12 protein-coding genes are annotated in these 13,030 nt (G+C 59.6%); 7 read left to right on the top strand and 5 right to left on the bottom strand.

Annotated features, from left to right (window positions below; genetic code table 11):
- Positions 1–82: 82 nt before the first annotated feature.
- Positions 83–712: a peptidase M15 gene (locus BMZ91_RS00945; protein WP_092833359.1), complete on the bottom strand. Its 630-nt coding sequence runs from the start codon at positions 710–712 to the stop codon at positions 83–85.
- A 269-nt stretch (positions 713–981) separates the two neighbouring features.
- Positions 982–1,377, bottom strand: a complete 396-nt coding sequence (locus BMZ91_RS00950; RefSeq protein WP_092833361.1) for a DUF6524 family protein — start codon at positions 1,375–1,377, stop codon at positions 982–984.
- Between the two features lie 144 nt (positions 1,378–1,521).
- Between BMZ91_RS00950 and BMZ91_RS00955 the strand changes: the two genes are divergently transcribed.
- On the top strand, positions 1,522–2,817 hold the full coding sequence (locus BMZ91_RS00955) for an adenylosuccinate synthase (RefSeq protein WP_092833363.1): 1,296 nt from the start codon (positions 1,522–1,524) through the stop codon (positions 2,815–2,817).
- Between the two features lie 8 nt (positions 2,818–2,825).
- Positions 2,826–3,050, top strand: a complete 225-nt coding sequence (locus BMZ91_RS00960) for a DUF2842 domain-containing protein (RefSeq protein ID WP_092833365.1) — start codon at positions 2,826–2,828, stop codon at positions 3,048–3,050.
- An 84-nt stretch (positions 3,051–3,134) separates the two neighbouring features.
- On the opposite strand, the gene BMZ91_RS00965 is transcribed toward BMZ91_RS00960, so the two are convergent.
- Positions 3,135–5,543 carry a GcvT family protein gene (locus tag BMZ91_RS00965; RefSeq protein WP_092833367.1) on the bottom strand — a complete coding sequence of 803 codons (2,409 nt, stop codon included), beginning with the start codon at positions 5,541–5,543 and terminating at the stop codon, positions 3,135–3,137.
- Positions 5,544–5,870: 327 nt separating this feature from the next.
- Between BMZ91_RS00965 and BMZ91_RS00970 the strand changes: the two genes are divergently transcribed.
- Complete coding sequence (locus BMZ91_RS00970) at positions 5,871–8,294, top strand: GcvT family protein (RefSeq protein ID WP_092833368.1); 2,424 nt, start codon at positions 5,871–5,873, stop codon at positions 8,292–8,294.
- Between the two features lie 124 nt (positions 8,295–8,418).
- Here BMZ91_RS00970 and BMZ91_RS00975 read toward each other — a convergent pair whose 3' ends face one another.
- Both BMZ91_RS00975 and BMZ91_RS00980 read right to left on the bottom strand, forming a co-directional pair.
- Entirely contained in the window at positions 8,419–8,667 is a 249-nt protein-coding gene (locus tag BMZ91_RS00975; protein WP_092833370.1) for a hypothetical protein, read from the bottom strand.
- Between the two features lie 19 nt (positions 8,668–8,686).
- A complete protein-coding gene (locus BMZ91_RS00980) occupies positions 8,687–9,340 on the bottom strand; it encodes an alpha/beta hydrolase (RefSeq protein WP_092833627.1) in 654 nt (217 codons plus the stop codon).
- Between the two features lie 159 nt (positions 9,341–9,499).
- Between BMZ91_RS00980 and iscR the strand changes: the two genes are divergently transcribed.
- The 4 genes from iscR (at position 9,500) to BMZ91_RS01000 (ending at position 13,029) form a co-directional block, all read left to right on the top strand.
- A complete protein-coding gene (iscR, locus tag BMZ91_RS00985) occupies positions 9,500–9,961 on the top strand; it encodes a Fe-S cluster assembly transcriptional regulator IscR (RefSeq protein ID WP_092833372.1) in 462 nt (153 codons plus the stop codon).
- 115 nt (positions 9,962–10,076) lie between these two features.
- Entirely contained in the window at positions 10,077–11,120 is a 1,044-nt protein-coding gene (locus BMZ91_RS00990) for a cysteine desulfurase family protein (protein WP_092833374.1), read from the top strand.
- Positions 11,121–11,139: 19 nt separating this feature from the next.
- Positions 11,140–12,663 (top strand): Fe-S cluster assembly protein SufB, encoded by a 1,524-nt coding sequence (gene sufB, locus BMZ91_RS00995; protein ID WP_092833376.1) that lies wholly within the window; start codon positions 11,140–11,142, stop codon positions 12,661–12,663.
- Between the two features lie 51 nt (positions 12,664–12,714).
- The gene (locus BMZ91_RS01000) at positions 12,715–13,029 is read left to right on the top strand and encodes a heavy metal-binding domain-containing protein (protein WP_092833378.1); all 315 of its coding nucleotides are present in this window, start codon (positions 12,715–12,717) and stop codon (positions 13,027–13,029) included.
- Position 13,030 lies beyond the last annotated feature (1 nt).

The raw sequence follows: 13,030 nt of genomic DNA on the forward strand, positions 1-13,030 counted from the left end.
CGATCGCTGCAAGCGCACCAATGCCGGTTTCGGGGAAGCCGTTCAACAAACGGTGGTTTTTGGGAGGGGGTAATATTCTATTTTAAAGTTGATTTTTTGCGTATTGGAGAAGCCAATCAGCGAACTCACTTTCATGCGAACCCGTAAAATTATCCATTCCAGGTTTTGTTAAGGTTCCTTTTGGTGATACGTAGCTCTTAATATTCCGGTCCGGTTTTTCGTGCCACGATATATTAAATGCGGCAAGCTTTGGAAAAAAGTAGAGGCTTGTTGGAGGCAGATTATCGTGAATCCACCATGCCATGGCCTGCCAATCGCCTGTTTCTTCATAGTAATCGATGAAGCTATTTACCACGACTGTCACCGTCGCTCCACAAGCGCCACTCGCGTCACGCCTATCAAAAATATGGCCCGCGTAGTTCGCCTCGTTGCTGGCGCAACTCAGTTTGTTTTTATTGCCGAATTCATTAACTGCTGGTGAGCGATACGCGGAGCGAATGCTGATCCTTCCAAACCTATCCTGTAGTGGTTCCAGAAAAGTCTCGCACAGCTTGCGAGAGACATAGATGGCTAGGTCTGGATCGTCAGGAATATTGGGAATGCCATGAAAGTTTGATATTTCAGAGTAGAGCATGTCACGCATAAAAAATGACTTAGACAGCCGTATGCGGCCAAGATCTTCCAACGATTTAACGGTTTTTGGTGTATTCATATGCTGCTTGGCCTGGCTAGTTTAATTCTGGGCGACTGTATAGCCGCCACGATTATACTCAATTCTTGTTTGACTTCGTATCCACTCCTAAAACCCTCCTTTTAGGAACAAGCGCCAACCACCTCGATTTACGCTACCAAATACCCTGTTCAAAACCCAAGCAGTTATTGAAGGTTTTTGCCGCTTCAATGATAGCAGCCATTGGTTGCATTGCAGAATATCGCCGTGATGGCCTCAAACCAGCCACTCACACCGACCCCTCACCGCCTCTATTCATCCACATCATCCATATCCGCCTGACCCGACAGCTTGCGGCGCACAAGGCTCCAGCTGAGGCCGATGCCAAGCACCAGCGACAGCGCCAGAATCCCGAACCAGACATTGAACGACGGATTGTCGAGCCTGAGGATGCCATAATCGTATAGCACCCATAAACCGGCGACGACGATGGCCATGACAAGCCCCATGCCAAAACCCCCGATCGAGCGCAGCGTCGCGCGCAGGTAGATGATATAGCCCACCATGAGCAACAGCCCCAACAGGATGGTGAGCGGCATCTGATCGTCAAACCGCATCTGTGCCCATCGCACATAATTCCATTGGCTCGGATTGAACGTCGCCGACAACAGAACAAAGGCCATCGCCCAACGTAAAACAAACCCCATCTGCCGGTCCTTTCCTGCCAATCCCTCCTGATTTGGCGCAGGCACCGCGATCTGTCTAGGGGCTGCGGCGATTTAATGGTTTCGCCCGCCGCGGCGCGCCGCTATACGGGGCTCCGGTTTTGACCAAATGCCGAGAGGATAATCATGGCAAATGTCGTCGTAGTCGGTGCCCAGTGGGGCGACGAGGGAAAAGGCAAGCTTGTAGACTGGCTCAGCGAGCGCGCCGATGTGATCGCGCGCTTTCAGGGCGGCCATAACGCGGGCCACACGCTTGTCATTGATGGCGAGGTTTTCAAGCTCAACGCGCTGCCTTCGGGCGTGGTGCGGGGCGGCAAGCTCAGTGTGATCGGCAATGGCGTGGTGCTTGACCCCTGGCATCTGGTCAAGGAAATCGCCTCGATCCGCAAACAGGGCGTCGAAATCACCCCAGAAACGCTGATGATCGCGGAAAACACGCCGCTGATCCTGCCGATCCACGGCGAACTTGATCGCGCCCGCGAAGAGGCCGCCAGCAAGGGCACCAAGATCGGCACCACCGGGCGCGGTATCGGTCCCGCCTATGAGGACAAGGTCGGGCGGCGCTCGGTCCGGGTGGCCGATCTGGCTGATGAGGCGACGCTTGTGGCGCATGTGGACCGCGCGTTGCAGCATCATGATCCGCTGCGCAAGGGCCTCGGGATTGATCCCATCGACCGCGACGCGCTGATTGCCCAACTCAGAGAGATTGCGCCGGAAATCCTGCAATACGCCGCGCCGGTCTGGAAGGTGCTCAACGAAAAGCGCCGCGCCGGCAAACGCATCCTGTTTGAGGGCGCGCAAGGCGCGCTGCTCGACATCGACTTTGGCACCTATCCGTTTGTGACCTCGTCGAACGTGATCGCCGGGCAGGCGGCCACCGGAACCGGCATCGGGCCCGGCTCGATCGACTATGTGCTTGGCATCGTCAAGGCCTATACCACCCGCGTCGGCGAGGGCCCGTTCCCGACCGAGCTTGACGACGACGACGGTCAACGGCTTGGCGAGCGGGGCCATGAATTCGGCACCGTCACCGGGCGCAAGCGGCGCTGTGGCTGGTTTGATGCCTGCCTTGTGCGCCAGACCTGCGCCACCTCGGGCGTCAACGGCATCGCCCTGACCAAGCTTGACGTGCTCGATGGCTTTGAAACGCTCAGGATCTGCGTCGCCTATGATCTTGACGGCACGCGGCTTGACTACCTGCCGACCGCCGCCGAGCAACAGGCCCGCTGCACGCCCGTCTACGAGGAAATGCCGGGCTGGTCCGACTCGACCGAGGGCGCGCGAAGCTGGGCCGACCTGCCAGCCGAGGCGATCAAATATGTCCGCCGCGTCGAAGAGTTGATTGATTGCCCCGTGGCGCTACTCTCTACCTCACCCGAGCGCGAGGATACGATCCTCGTGACCGACCCCTTCGCGGATTGAGGATAAACATGGCCCTGAGTTACAAGGCGCGCCGACGCTGGTCACTGGTGATCTTGCTGATCGGATTGCCCGCCTATGTGGTGGTCGCGATCAGCACCGTCGGCCTGCTGGATCGGCCCGCCCCATGGCTGGAACTGCTGATCTATGTGGGGCTTGGCTTTATCTGGATCCTGCCGTTCAAGTTCATTTTCAAAGGCGTCGGACAGGCCGATCCCGACGCCCCTGACAAGTGATCCCCGTAAAACCACCCGCTGCTTCTTCTTGGCAAAAATACTCAAATTCCGGCGCTTGCCTATCACGGCCAACGCCCGAAATGTTCACCCCCGCATCCGCGCACCGTCCGCATCAAACAGCGGCTCGGTGATCAGTTTGGCAGGATAGCGTTTCCCCAGAATCTCGATTTCCACGGCCAGACCCGCCTTTGCCTGTTCTGCCGGAATCAGACCAAGGGCGATGGATTTTCTGGCGTGATGCGAATAGCCGCCCGAGGTGCAAAAGCCGCGCACCGCGTCGTCGATCCAGATCGGCTCATAGCCGTTTACGTCGGCGTCCTCGGCGTTGACCTCGAAGGCCACCAACTTGCGTTTCGCGCCCGCGTGACGCTCGGCCTCGACCGCTGCGCGCCCGATGAAATCGCTATTCTTGGTAAAGCTGATAAAGCGGTCCATGCCGGTCTCGGCCGGGGTGTAATCGGGGGAGAACTCATTCATCCAAGAGCCAAAGAACCGATCCAGCCGCAAGGACATCATTGCGCGCATCCCGAAGGGGCGCATGCCGTGGTTTTGCCCCTCGGCCCAGAGCACATCCCACAGCGCGCGCTGTGCCATCGGATCACAGAAGATTTCATAGCCCAGATCGCCGGTATAGCTGACCCGTTGCACAAGGCAGTCGACCATGCCGATGGTGGCGTGGCGGATATCCATGAACTTCATGTCCTCAACCCGGTCTCGAGTTACGGCCCTCAGAACCGCGCGCGCCTTGGGCCCGGCAATCTGAAACCCGTTCAGGCGGTCGCTGATATTCTCGACCCGGACGTCCTCGGCCTCATTCATCGCGAACCAGCGCATGTGAAACGCCTGTGCGCCATAAGACGCCGTCAGCTGAAAGGTTTCTTCATTGAGACAGGATACCGTGAAATCGCCCCAGAGCCGCCCCTTGGGTGAAAGCATCGGCGTCAGCGACAGGCGCCCAAGCTTGGGAATGCGCCCGGCCATGATCCGGTCAAGCCAGGCCCGCGCGCCTTTGCCGGTGACCAGGTATTTGCCGAAATTATGCACCTCGTTGATGCCGACGGCCTCGCGCACCGCTTTCACTTCGCGCGCGGTGGCCTCCCAGGCGTTTGAGCGGCGAAACGACGGAGTCTCATATCGCGGCTCATCGCCGATGGCAAAGTAATTGACCACCTCAAGCCCGTATTGCGCGCCCCAGACCGCGCCCATGCCGTCAAACAGATCATACATCGGCGTCTGGCGCAGCGGGCGCGCGGCGGGCAGTTCTTCGTTGGGGTAACTCACCGAAAAGCGTTTCTGGTAATTTTCGATCACCTTGGGGCGAGTATAACCGGGCGTGATCCAATCACCGAACCGCGCCACATCCATCGCCGTCACATCGCGCTCGCACTCGCCCTCCGTCATCCATTGCGCCAGCATCAACCCGACGCCGCCGCCCTGGCTGAACCCCGCCATCACGCCACAGGCCGACCAGTATCCGGGCATTCCCGGCACCGGACCGACCAGAGGGTTACCATCGGGCGCAAAGGTAAAGGGGCCATGAATGACCGATTTGACCCCGGCCGTTTCCAGTACAGGAAAACGGCGATAGGCAAATTCAATGCTGGCCTCGATCTTGTCCAGATTATCAGGCAGCAACTCGTGCCCGAAATCCCAGGGCGTGCCATCCACCGCCCAGGGCTTGCAGGGCTGCTCATAAAACCCGATGCAGAGGCCACGCCCTTCCTGGCGCAGATAGCTCTCGCCGGCCGGGTCCATCACATGCGGGTGTTCGGCGTCGCGATTGTAAATCTCGGGGATGTCATCGGTGACGATATATTGGTGCTCCATCGGGTGCAGCGGCAGGTAAATCCCGGCCATCGCCGCCACTTCGCGCGCCCAGAGGCCACCGGCATTGACCACATGCTCGGTATGAATGGTGCCCTTGTCGGTGACCACATCCCATGTGCCATCGGCGCGCTGTTTCGTTTCGCGCACCATGCAATGGGTTTCAATCAACGCGCCGCCCATCCGCGCAGCCTTGGCATAGGCATGGGTCGTGCCGGAGGGATCAAGATGCCCGTCGAGCGGATCATAGAGCCCGCCAAGGATGCCGTCGATATTGGTCACAGGGGCGATTTTCGCGATCTCTTCGGGGGTCACGATGTGGGTATCAAGCCCCATGTAGCGATGTTTGGCGCGCTCGGCCAAAAGCATGTCAAAGCGATCGCTGTTATCGGCCAGTGTCACGCCACCGACGTGATGCAAGCCGCAGGACATGCCGGTGATCTCTTCGAGTTCTTTATAAAGCCGGATGGTATAGCCCTGAAGCGCGGCCATATTGGTATCGCCATTCAGCGTGTGAAATCCGCCCGCGGCATGCCATGTACTTCCCGAGGTCAGTTCCGAGCGCTCAAGCAGCATGACATCGGACCAGCCAAGCTTGGTCAGGTGATAAAGCACCGAACAGCCAACGACGCCGCCGCCAATGACGACGACACGGGTGGTGGTTTTCATGGCGGATCTCCTTTGCGGTTTTAGCGGTCAGAGTGAAGTCCTTTGGGGGGTATGCATGCCCTTTTACGACAGATTGTGTCGTTTGTTTCAATTCTGCGGAATTTACAAGCGGAGCGGCTGCGCCGCGCAGGGTGGTGTTTTGATGAGGGGCGCTGCCCCTCAGACTCCCCGGAGTGCTTGCGCCAAGAAGAAGGTGGAGGCGGATGTCAGGGCGCTGAGAAAAGTCAGAAGATGGAACCACAACGACAGAGCATGTCGGAGATTGGCAATTCGTGGCCGTGCAGGGCCTTCAGACTGTGCAAAGACATTGAAGCCAAGGAATGATCCATGAAGACCCATGCACAGGCAGTCGTGATCGGCGGCGGCGTAATCGGATGCTCTATTCTTTATCACCTGACCAAGCTTGGTTGGTCCGATGTGGTTTTGCTGGAACGCGACGAGCTGACCTCGGGGAGCACCTGGCACGCGGCGGCCAACATTCACGGGTTGCATGACAGCGCCAATATCAGCCGTCTCCAACATTACACGATGACCCTCTATAACAGCCTCGAGGAAGAAACCGGCCAGTCCTGTGGCGTGTTTCAACCCGGCAGCCTTTATCTTGCGCAGACCGAAAACCGCGAGCATCAGCTGCGCTTGCAGGCCGCCAAGGCCAGGCTTTACGGGATGAATTTCCATGAGATCACCCGCGATGAGGCAGAGCGCCTGCATCCGCTGGTCAATTTCGATGGCATTCGTTGCATCATGTGGGAACCCGATGGTGGCAACGTCGACCCATCCGGCGTGACCAACGCCTATGCCGCCGGGGCGCGCCAGAAGGGCGCCGAGATCAACCGCTTTACCCCCGTCACCGGCACCGAGCAACAGCCCGATGGCACATGGATCGTGCGCACGCCCAAGGGCGATATCAGAACCCGGTGGGTGATCAATGCCGGCGGTCTCTGGGGGCGCGAAGTGGCCGCCCTTGCCGGGATCAAGGTGCCGTTGCAACCGACCGAACACCAGTATTTCGTGACCGAGACCATCGCTGAGATTGCCGCGATGGATCGCCGGTTGCCGTCGGTCGCGGACCGGGACGGCGAATATTACCTGCGCCAGGAGGGCAAGGGCCTTTTGATCGGCGCCTATGAGCAGGACATGAAATTCTGGGCCGAGGAGGGCACGCCGCTTGATTTCGCCCATGAGCTTTTTGCCGATGATCTCGATCGGATCATGGAGAATGTGATGCGCGCCATGGACCGGGTGCCGCTGGCCGCCGAGGCCGGGGTCAAGCGGGTGATCAACGGGCCAATGATCTGGTCGCCTGACAGCAACGTGATCCTGGGGCCGGTGCCCGAGTTGAAGAACTATTTCATGTGCGGTGGTATCATTCCCGGCTTTAGCCAATCGGCGGGGATGGGGTTGATGGTGGCGCAATGGATCACCACCGGCGAGATGGAATATGACATGTTCGCCTGGGACATCGCGCGCTTTGGCCTTTGGGCCAATGACAAGGCCTTCGTCAAGGCCAAGGTGCAGGACCAATATGCCCATCGTTTTGCGATCCATTACCCCAATGAAGAACGCAGTGCCGGGCGCCCGCTGCGTACCCGCCCGGTCTATGCGCGGCAAAAAGAGCTGGGCGCGGTGTTCGGTCTCAACTATGGCTGGGAGCATTCGCTTTGGTATGCGGATACCCCCGGCACGGTCGATACCAACGGCTTTACCCGCCAGAACTGGTGGGGGCCGGTGGGCGAGGAATGCAAAATGCTGCGCGAGCGGGCAGGGATCATCGACATCTCGAATTTTGCCAAATATCGCGTCAAGGGGCCGGGGGCCGAGGATTGGCTGAATGCCGTCTTTGCCAACCGGATGCCAGGCGCGGTGGGGCGCTCTTGTCTCACGCCGCTGATCGGGGTGCGTGGCGGGATTGCCGGGGATGCCACGGTGACGCGATTGGCCGAGGATGAGTTCTGGGTGATTTCCTCGGGCATGGCCGAGCGCTATCACAAGCGGTTCTTCGATGTCGTGCCCTTGCCCGATGGCACCACATTCGAAAGCCTGACCGAGGCGGTTTGCGGGTTCAACGTCGCCGGGCCAAAATCGCGCGAGATGTTGCAGGGGCTGACCAATGCCTCGCTCGCGACGCAAGATTTCGCTTTCATGCGCTCGCAGCGCATCACTCTCGGCGGGGTGGCCTGTGTCGCCCTGCGCGTCAGCTTTACCGGCGATCTTGGCTGGGAATTGCATTGCGCTATGGAGGATCAGGCGCAATTGTACGATGCGCTTCTTGAGGCGGGCAAAGAGGTTGGCGCGGGGTCGGTCGGCAGCCGCGCCCTGATGTCGATGCGTATCGAAAAGGGCTATGGGTCCTGGAGCCGCGAATACAGCCCGGAATACTGGCCGCAAGAGGTCGGGCTGGCGGGGCTGTGCAAGATGGACAAGGACTTCCTCAACAAGGCCGCCGCGCAGGAGGTGCTTGCCAGGGACCCGCGCGAAACGCTGGTGCTGTTGCATCTCGACGAGGCGGATGTAAGCGCCTCGAACGCCGATGCCACCGGTGGCGAGCCGATCATGAAGGATGGCAAGGGGGTTGGCCGGGTCACTTCGGGCAGCTATGGCTATAGCGTCGGGATGAGCCTTGCGCTTGGCTATGTCAAAGGGGCCGCGCCGGGGGATGGCGTCGAGGTCATGGTGCTGGGGCGGCCGCACAGGGCGCGCATCCTGCATGAACCACCGTTTGACCCAAGCGGCGCCCGGCTGCGCGCCTGAGGCGCGCGGGCCGTCGCAGGCCATTGCGCGGGTGTGATGTAGGGTGGGTGAAACCCACGCCTGCCTAGGGGCATATGCAAGCTGCGTGGGTTTCACCCACCCTAAAGGGGGCGCGGCGGATGGTCTAACCGTCCGAAGATTGTTGCGCCTGTTTTTCGGCTTTGAATTTCTTCAGCCTTTCAACAAGGTAGGCGCGCGCCTTGATGTTGGCGCGGCGCACGCGCACCGAGGTCAGAAACGCCTCTTCAGCGGTTTGCGATCCGGCGCCGAGGACCTTCTGGATCTCGGCGACAAGCTCTTCATCGCCTGTGGCCTCGATTGCCTTGATCACGTCGCGGGCAAGTTCATCCGCCAGATCTTCGGTGACACCCATCGGTATGGCCCCCTTTTTCCTAGCGCGAGTTCTCTGTCAGGCGGCGTTTGACATAGGAGGTCACGCTGCCGATCATCGGGTCCATATGCGGCTCTTCAAAGAAATGGCCCGCACCATCGACCTCTTCATGGGTGATGGTGATGCCCTGCTGCTCATGCAGTTTGTTCACCAGGGCGGTGGTATCTGCGGGCGGCGCCACGCGGTCATTGCTGCCATTGATGATCAGGCCAGAGGCCGGACAGGGCGCAAGAAACGAGAAGTCATACATATTGGCCGGCGGGCTGACCGAGATGAAGCCGGTGATTTCGGGCCGACGCATCAAAAGCTGCATGCCGATCCAGGCGCCGAAGGAAAAGCCCGCAACCCAGCAATGTTTGGAGTTGTTGTTCATTGATTGCAGATAGTCGAGCGCCGAGGCCGCATCCGACAATTCGCCCACGCCCTGATCATATTCGCCCTGGCTTCGACCGACGCCGCGAAAATTGAAGCGCAGAATCGTGAAGCCCATGTTATAGAAGGCATAATGAAGGTTGTAGACAACCTTGTTGTTCATCGTGCCACCAAATTGCGGGTGCGGGTGGAGCACGATCGCAATCGGGGCGTCTTTTTCTTTTTGTGGGTGATAGCGGCCTTCGAGTCGGCCTTCTGGGCCGGGAAAGATAACCTCGGGCATGTGTTCCCTTTGTCCTTGCTGTGAGGTGCGCGCGATAATCTTGACGAAATCGCTCAAGCACCTTAGAACTGTTCTAAATTGCGACCAGGGCCATAATGGCTCAAGGGGAGATAAGCCTTGCGGTGCGTAAGGTCAATCTGTTCGCGGGGGAGTAGGCCAATGAAACTGAGTACAAAGGGCAGATATGCGATGGTTGCGCTGGTGGATATTGCGCTTCAGCCGCCGGGCGCGGTGGTGACGCTTGGCGAAGTGTCACGTCGGCAGGATATTTCGCTGCCTTATCTTGAGCAGCTTTTCGTTAAATTGCGCCGGGCCGAGCTTGTTGCTTCGGTGCGTGGGCCGGGGGGCGGCTATCGCCTTGCGCGTCCGGCGTCGGAAATCCGGGTGGCCGATATCCTGGCGGCTGTCGATGAGACGGTGGATGCGCTTCACAAGGGGGCAGGGGCCTCTGGCGGGGCGAGCGGCTCGCGCGCGCAGTCCATGGCCAACCGGCTCTGGGAAGGTCTGAGCGCGCAGGTCTATGTATTTTTGCATCAGACCAGGTTGAGCGATGTGGTTGGCAATACGCTGGCGCCCTGTCCGGCGGTGCCGCATCTGTTTTCCGTGGTGGATGAGGAATGAAGGCAGCGTGTAAAGGGGTTGCGCCGCCTTCGGCGTCGCGGCGACGCGCCCTGACGGGCGCCGATTTGGGCCTGCGGCGCGAGTATTTTAGCCAAGAAGAAGCGGATGTGGCGTGATGGCACGGGTTTACCTTGATCATAACGCGACGGCGCCGCTGCGCCCTGAGGCACGGGCGTCGATGATTGCGGCGATGGACCTTGTTGGCAACCCGTCGAGTGTACATGCCGAGGGGCGCGCGGCCAAGGGTCTGGTCGAGCGCGCGCGCGCGCAGGTTGCCGCGGCCTTTGGCGCCGAGGGCGCCGATGTGATTTTCACCTCGGGGGCGACCGAGGGCGCGGCGCTGGCCTGTGGCGGGCGCGGATTGAGCGGAGCTGCAATCGAGCATGACGCCGTCGGGGCCTGGGTTGGCGATGATCTTGAGGTGGAGCGGACCGGCCAGGTGAGGGTGAGCGATCCGGCGGCGTCGGTCTTGCAACTGGCGAATTCGGAAACCGGGGTGATTCAGACCTTGCCCGAGGGTCTGGCGCTCAGCGACATGACCCAAGGGTTTGGCAAGCTGCCGCTGGCGTTCAACTGGTCGGGCTGTCAGATGGCGCTTATCTCGGCGCATAAGCTTGGCGGGCCGAAGGGTGTTGGCGCGCTTGTGGTGAAACGCGGTACCGAGATCGTGGCGCAGATCCGTGGCGGTGGTCAGGAAATGGGCCGCCGGGCGGGCACTGAGAACGTGATTGGCATCGCCGGCTTTGGCGCCGCCGCCGAGGCCGCGGCGCGTGATCTGGAGACGGGAACCTGGGCGCGCGTGGAAAAACTTAGAAACATTCTAGAATCAACTATTGCACAGATCGCAAATGAGACTATTTTTGTCGGGAAAGCCGAACAACGCTTGCCCAACACCAGTTGCTTCATTACGCCGGGCTGGAAAGGCGAAACGCAGGTGATGGCGATGGATCTTGCCGGATTTGCGATTTCGGCGGGCAGTGCCTGTTCCAGTGGCAAGGTGCGCGCCAGCAAGGTGTTGCGGGCGATGGGATTTGATGAGGCCGGGGCCGGATGCGCGGTACGCGTATCGCTTGGGCCTGCGACGACAGAAGATGAGATCATGCGCTTTGCCGAAACCTGGCTGACGCGCTGGCAAAAACATCAGGGCCGCATGGTCTGAGAGGTTAAGGAGATAGGGAATGGCTGCTTTGGACGAGGTTCAGGTCAAGGAAGGCGTCGATCAGGAAACCGTCGATACCGTGCGCGAGGTTGGCGGCGCCTATAAATACGGCTGGGAAACCGATATCGAGATGGACTATGCCCCGATGGGGCTTGACGAGGATATCGTGCGTCTGATCAGCTCGAAGAACGAAGAGCCCGAATGGATGACCGAATGGCGGCTTGAGGCCTATCGCCGCTGGCTCACCAAGGAAGAACCGACCTGGGCGATGGTCGATTATCCGAAGATCGACTTTCAAAAGCAGTATTACTATGCCCGCCCCAAAAGCATGGAGGTCAAGCCCAAGTCACTGGACGAGGTCGACCCGAAGCTTTTGGCGACCTACGAAAAGCTTGGTATTCCGCTCAAGGAACAGATGATCCTGGCCGGGGTTGAAGGCGCCGAGGATGTGCCTGCCGAGGGCCGGAAGGTCGCTGTCGACGCGGTGTTTGATTCCGTTTCGGTGGGCACGACCTTTCAAGCCGAATTGCGCAAGGCCGGGGTCATTTTCTGCTCGATTTCGGAGGCGATCAAAGAGCATCCCGAATTGGTTAAGAAATACCTCGGCTCGGTCGTGCCGGTGAGTGACAACTACTATGCCACGCTGAATTCGGCGGTGTTTTCGGATGGCTCGTTTGTCTATGTGCCGCCCGGCGTGCGCTGCCCGATGGAGCTGAGCACCTATTTTCGGATCAACGCCGAAAACACCGGCCAGTTCGAACGCACCCTGATCATTGCCGACAAGGGGTCCTACGTGAGCTATCTTGAGGGCTGTACCGCGCCCCAGCGGGACGTCGCACAGCTTCATGCCGCCGTCGTCGAGATCATCATCGAGGAAGACGCCGAGGTGAAATATTCCACGGTGCAGAACTGGTATCCTGGGGATGAGAACGGCAAGGGCGGGATCTATAACTTTGTCACCAAGCGCGCCGATTGCCGGGGTGATCGGGCCAAGGTGATGTGGACCCAGGTCGAGACCGGAAGCGCGGTGACCTGGAAATACCCCAGCTGCATCCTGCGTGGCAATGAAAGTCAGGGCGAGTTCTATTCGATCGCTATCGCCAACAACTATCAGCAGGCGGATACCGGCACCAAGATGATCCATCTGGGCAAGAACACCCGCTCGCGCATCGTTTCCAAGGGCATCAGCGCGGGCCATGCGCAGAACACCTATCGCGGGCTTGTGTCAATGCATCCCAAGGCCAGGGACAGTCGCAATTACACCCAATGCGACAGTCTATTGATCGGCGGTAACTGTGGCGCACATACGGTGCCCTATATCGAGGTGCGCAACAACTCGTCGCGGGTGGAGCATGAGGCGACGACATCCAAGGTGGATGACGACCAGATGTTCTATTGCCGGTCGCGCGGTATGGACGAGGAGGAGGCCGTGGCGCTCGTGGTGAACGGGTTCTGCAAGGATGTGCTTCAGGCGCTGCCGATGGAATTTGCCATGGAGGCGCAGCAATTGGTGGCGATTTCCCTGGAAGGATCTGTCGGGTAAGGCGTGGGTTTCACCCACCCTACGCACGACCGATAGCAAGGCTTGAATGCGATGATCATCACCACCACCCAAAACGTCGAAGGGCACCCCATCACCGACTATCGCGGCATTGTTGTCGGCGAGGCGATCATGGGGGCCAATATTGTGCGCGATTTCTTTGCCCAGATCACCGATGTGGTCGGCGGGCGCTCTGGTGCCTATGAAAGCAAGCTTCAGGATGCGCGCGAGATTGCCCTGCAAGAGCTGGAACAGCGCGCTGCGGCGCTTGGCGCGACGGCGGTTGTTGGGGTCGATCTTGATTACGAGGTTGTGGGCGATTCGATGTTGATGGTGTCGGCCTCTGGCACCGCGGTGGTGCTGGGCTAGG

It is taken from the genome of Roseovarius lutimaris, assembly GCF_900115165.1.
Classification (GTDB): Bacteria; Pseudomonadota; Alphaproteobacteria; order Rhodobacterales; family Rhodobacteraceae; genus Roseovarius; species Roseovarius lutimaris.

What these genes read in the sequence shown, in the direction of transcription:
- BMZ91_RS00965 (WP_092833367.1), bottom strand. Translation starts at nt 5,543, where the DNA reads ATGAAAACCACCACCCGTGTCGTCGTCATTGGCGGCGGCGTCGTTGGC.
- BMZ91_RS00975 (WP_092833370.1), bottom strand. Translation starts at nt 8,667, where the DNA reads ATGGGTGTCACCGAAGATCTGGCGGATGAACTTGCCCGCGACGTGATC.
- BMZ91_RS00945 (WP_092833359.1), bottom strand. Translation starts at nt 712, where the DNA reads ATGAATACACCAAAAACCGTTAAATCGTTGGAAGATCTTGGCCGCATA.
- BMZ91_RS00960 (WP_092833365.1), top strand. Translation starts at nt 2,826, where the DNA reads ATGGCCCTGAGTTACAAGGCGCGCCGACGCTGGTCACTGGTGATCTTG.
- BMZ91_RS01000 (WP_092833378.1), top strand. Translation starts at nt 12,715, where the DNA reads ATGATCATCACCACCACCCAAAACGTCGAAGGGCACCCCATCACCGAC.
- sufB (WP_092833376.1), top strand. Translation starts at nt 11,140, where the DNA reads ATGGCTGCTTTGGACGAGGTTCAGGTCAAGGAAGGCGTCGATCAGGAA.
- BMZ91_RS00990 (WP_092833374.1), top strand. Translation starts at nt 10,077, where the DNA reads ATGGCACGGGTTTACCTTGATCATAACGCGACGGCGCCGCTGCGCCCT.
- BMZ91_RS00950 (WP_092833361.1), bottom strand. Translation starts at nt 1,377, where the DNA reads ATGGGGTTTGTTTTACGTTGGGCGATGGCCTTTGTTCTGTTGTCGGCG.
- BMZ91_RS00970 (WP_092833368.1), top strand. Translation starts at nt 5,871, where the DNA reads ATGAAGACCCATGCACAGGCAGTCGTGATCGGCGGCGGCGTAATCGGA.
- BMZ91_RS00955 (WP_092833363.1), top strand. Translation starts at nt 1,522, where the DNA reads ATGGCAAATGTCGTCGTAGTCGGTGCCCAGTGGGGCGACGAGGGAAAA.
- BMZ91_RS00980 (WP_092833627.1), bottom strand. Translation starts at nt 9,340, where the DNA reads ATGCCCGAGGTTATCTTTCCCGGCCCAGAAGGCCGACTCGAAGGCCGC.
- iscR (WP_092833372.1), top strand. Translation starts at nt 9,500, where the DNA reads ATGAAACTGAGTACAAAGGGCAGATATGCGATGGTTGCGCTGGTGGAT.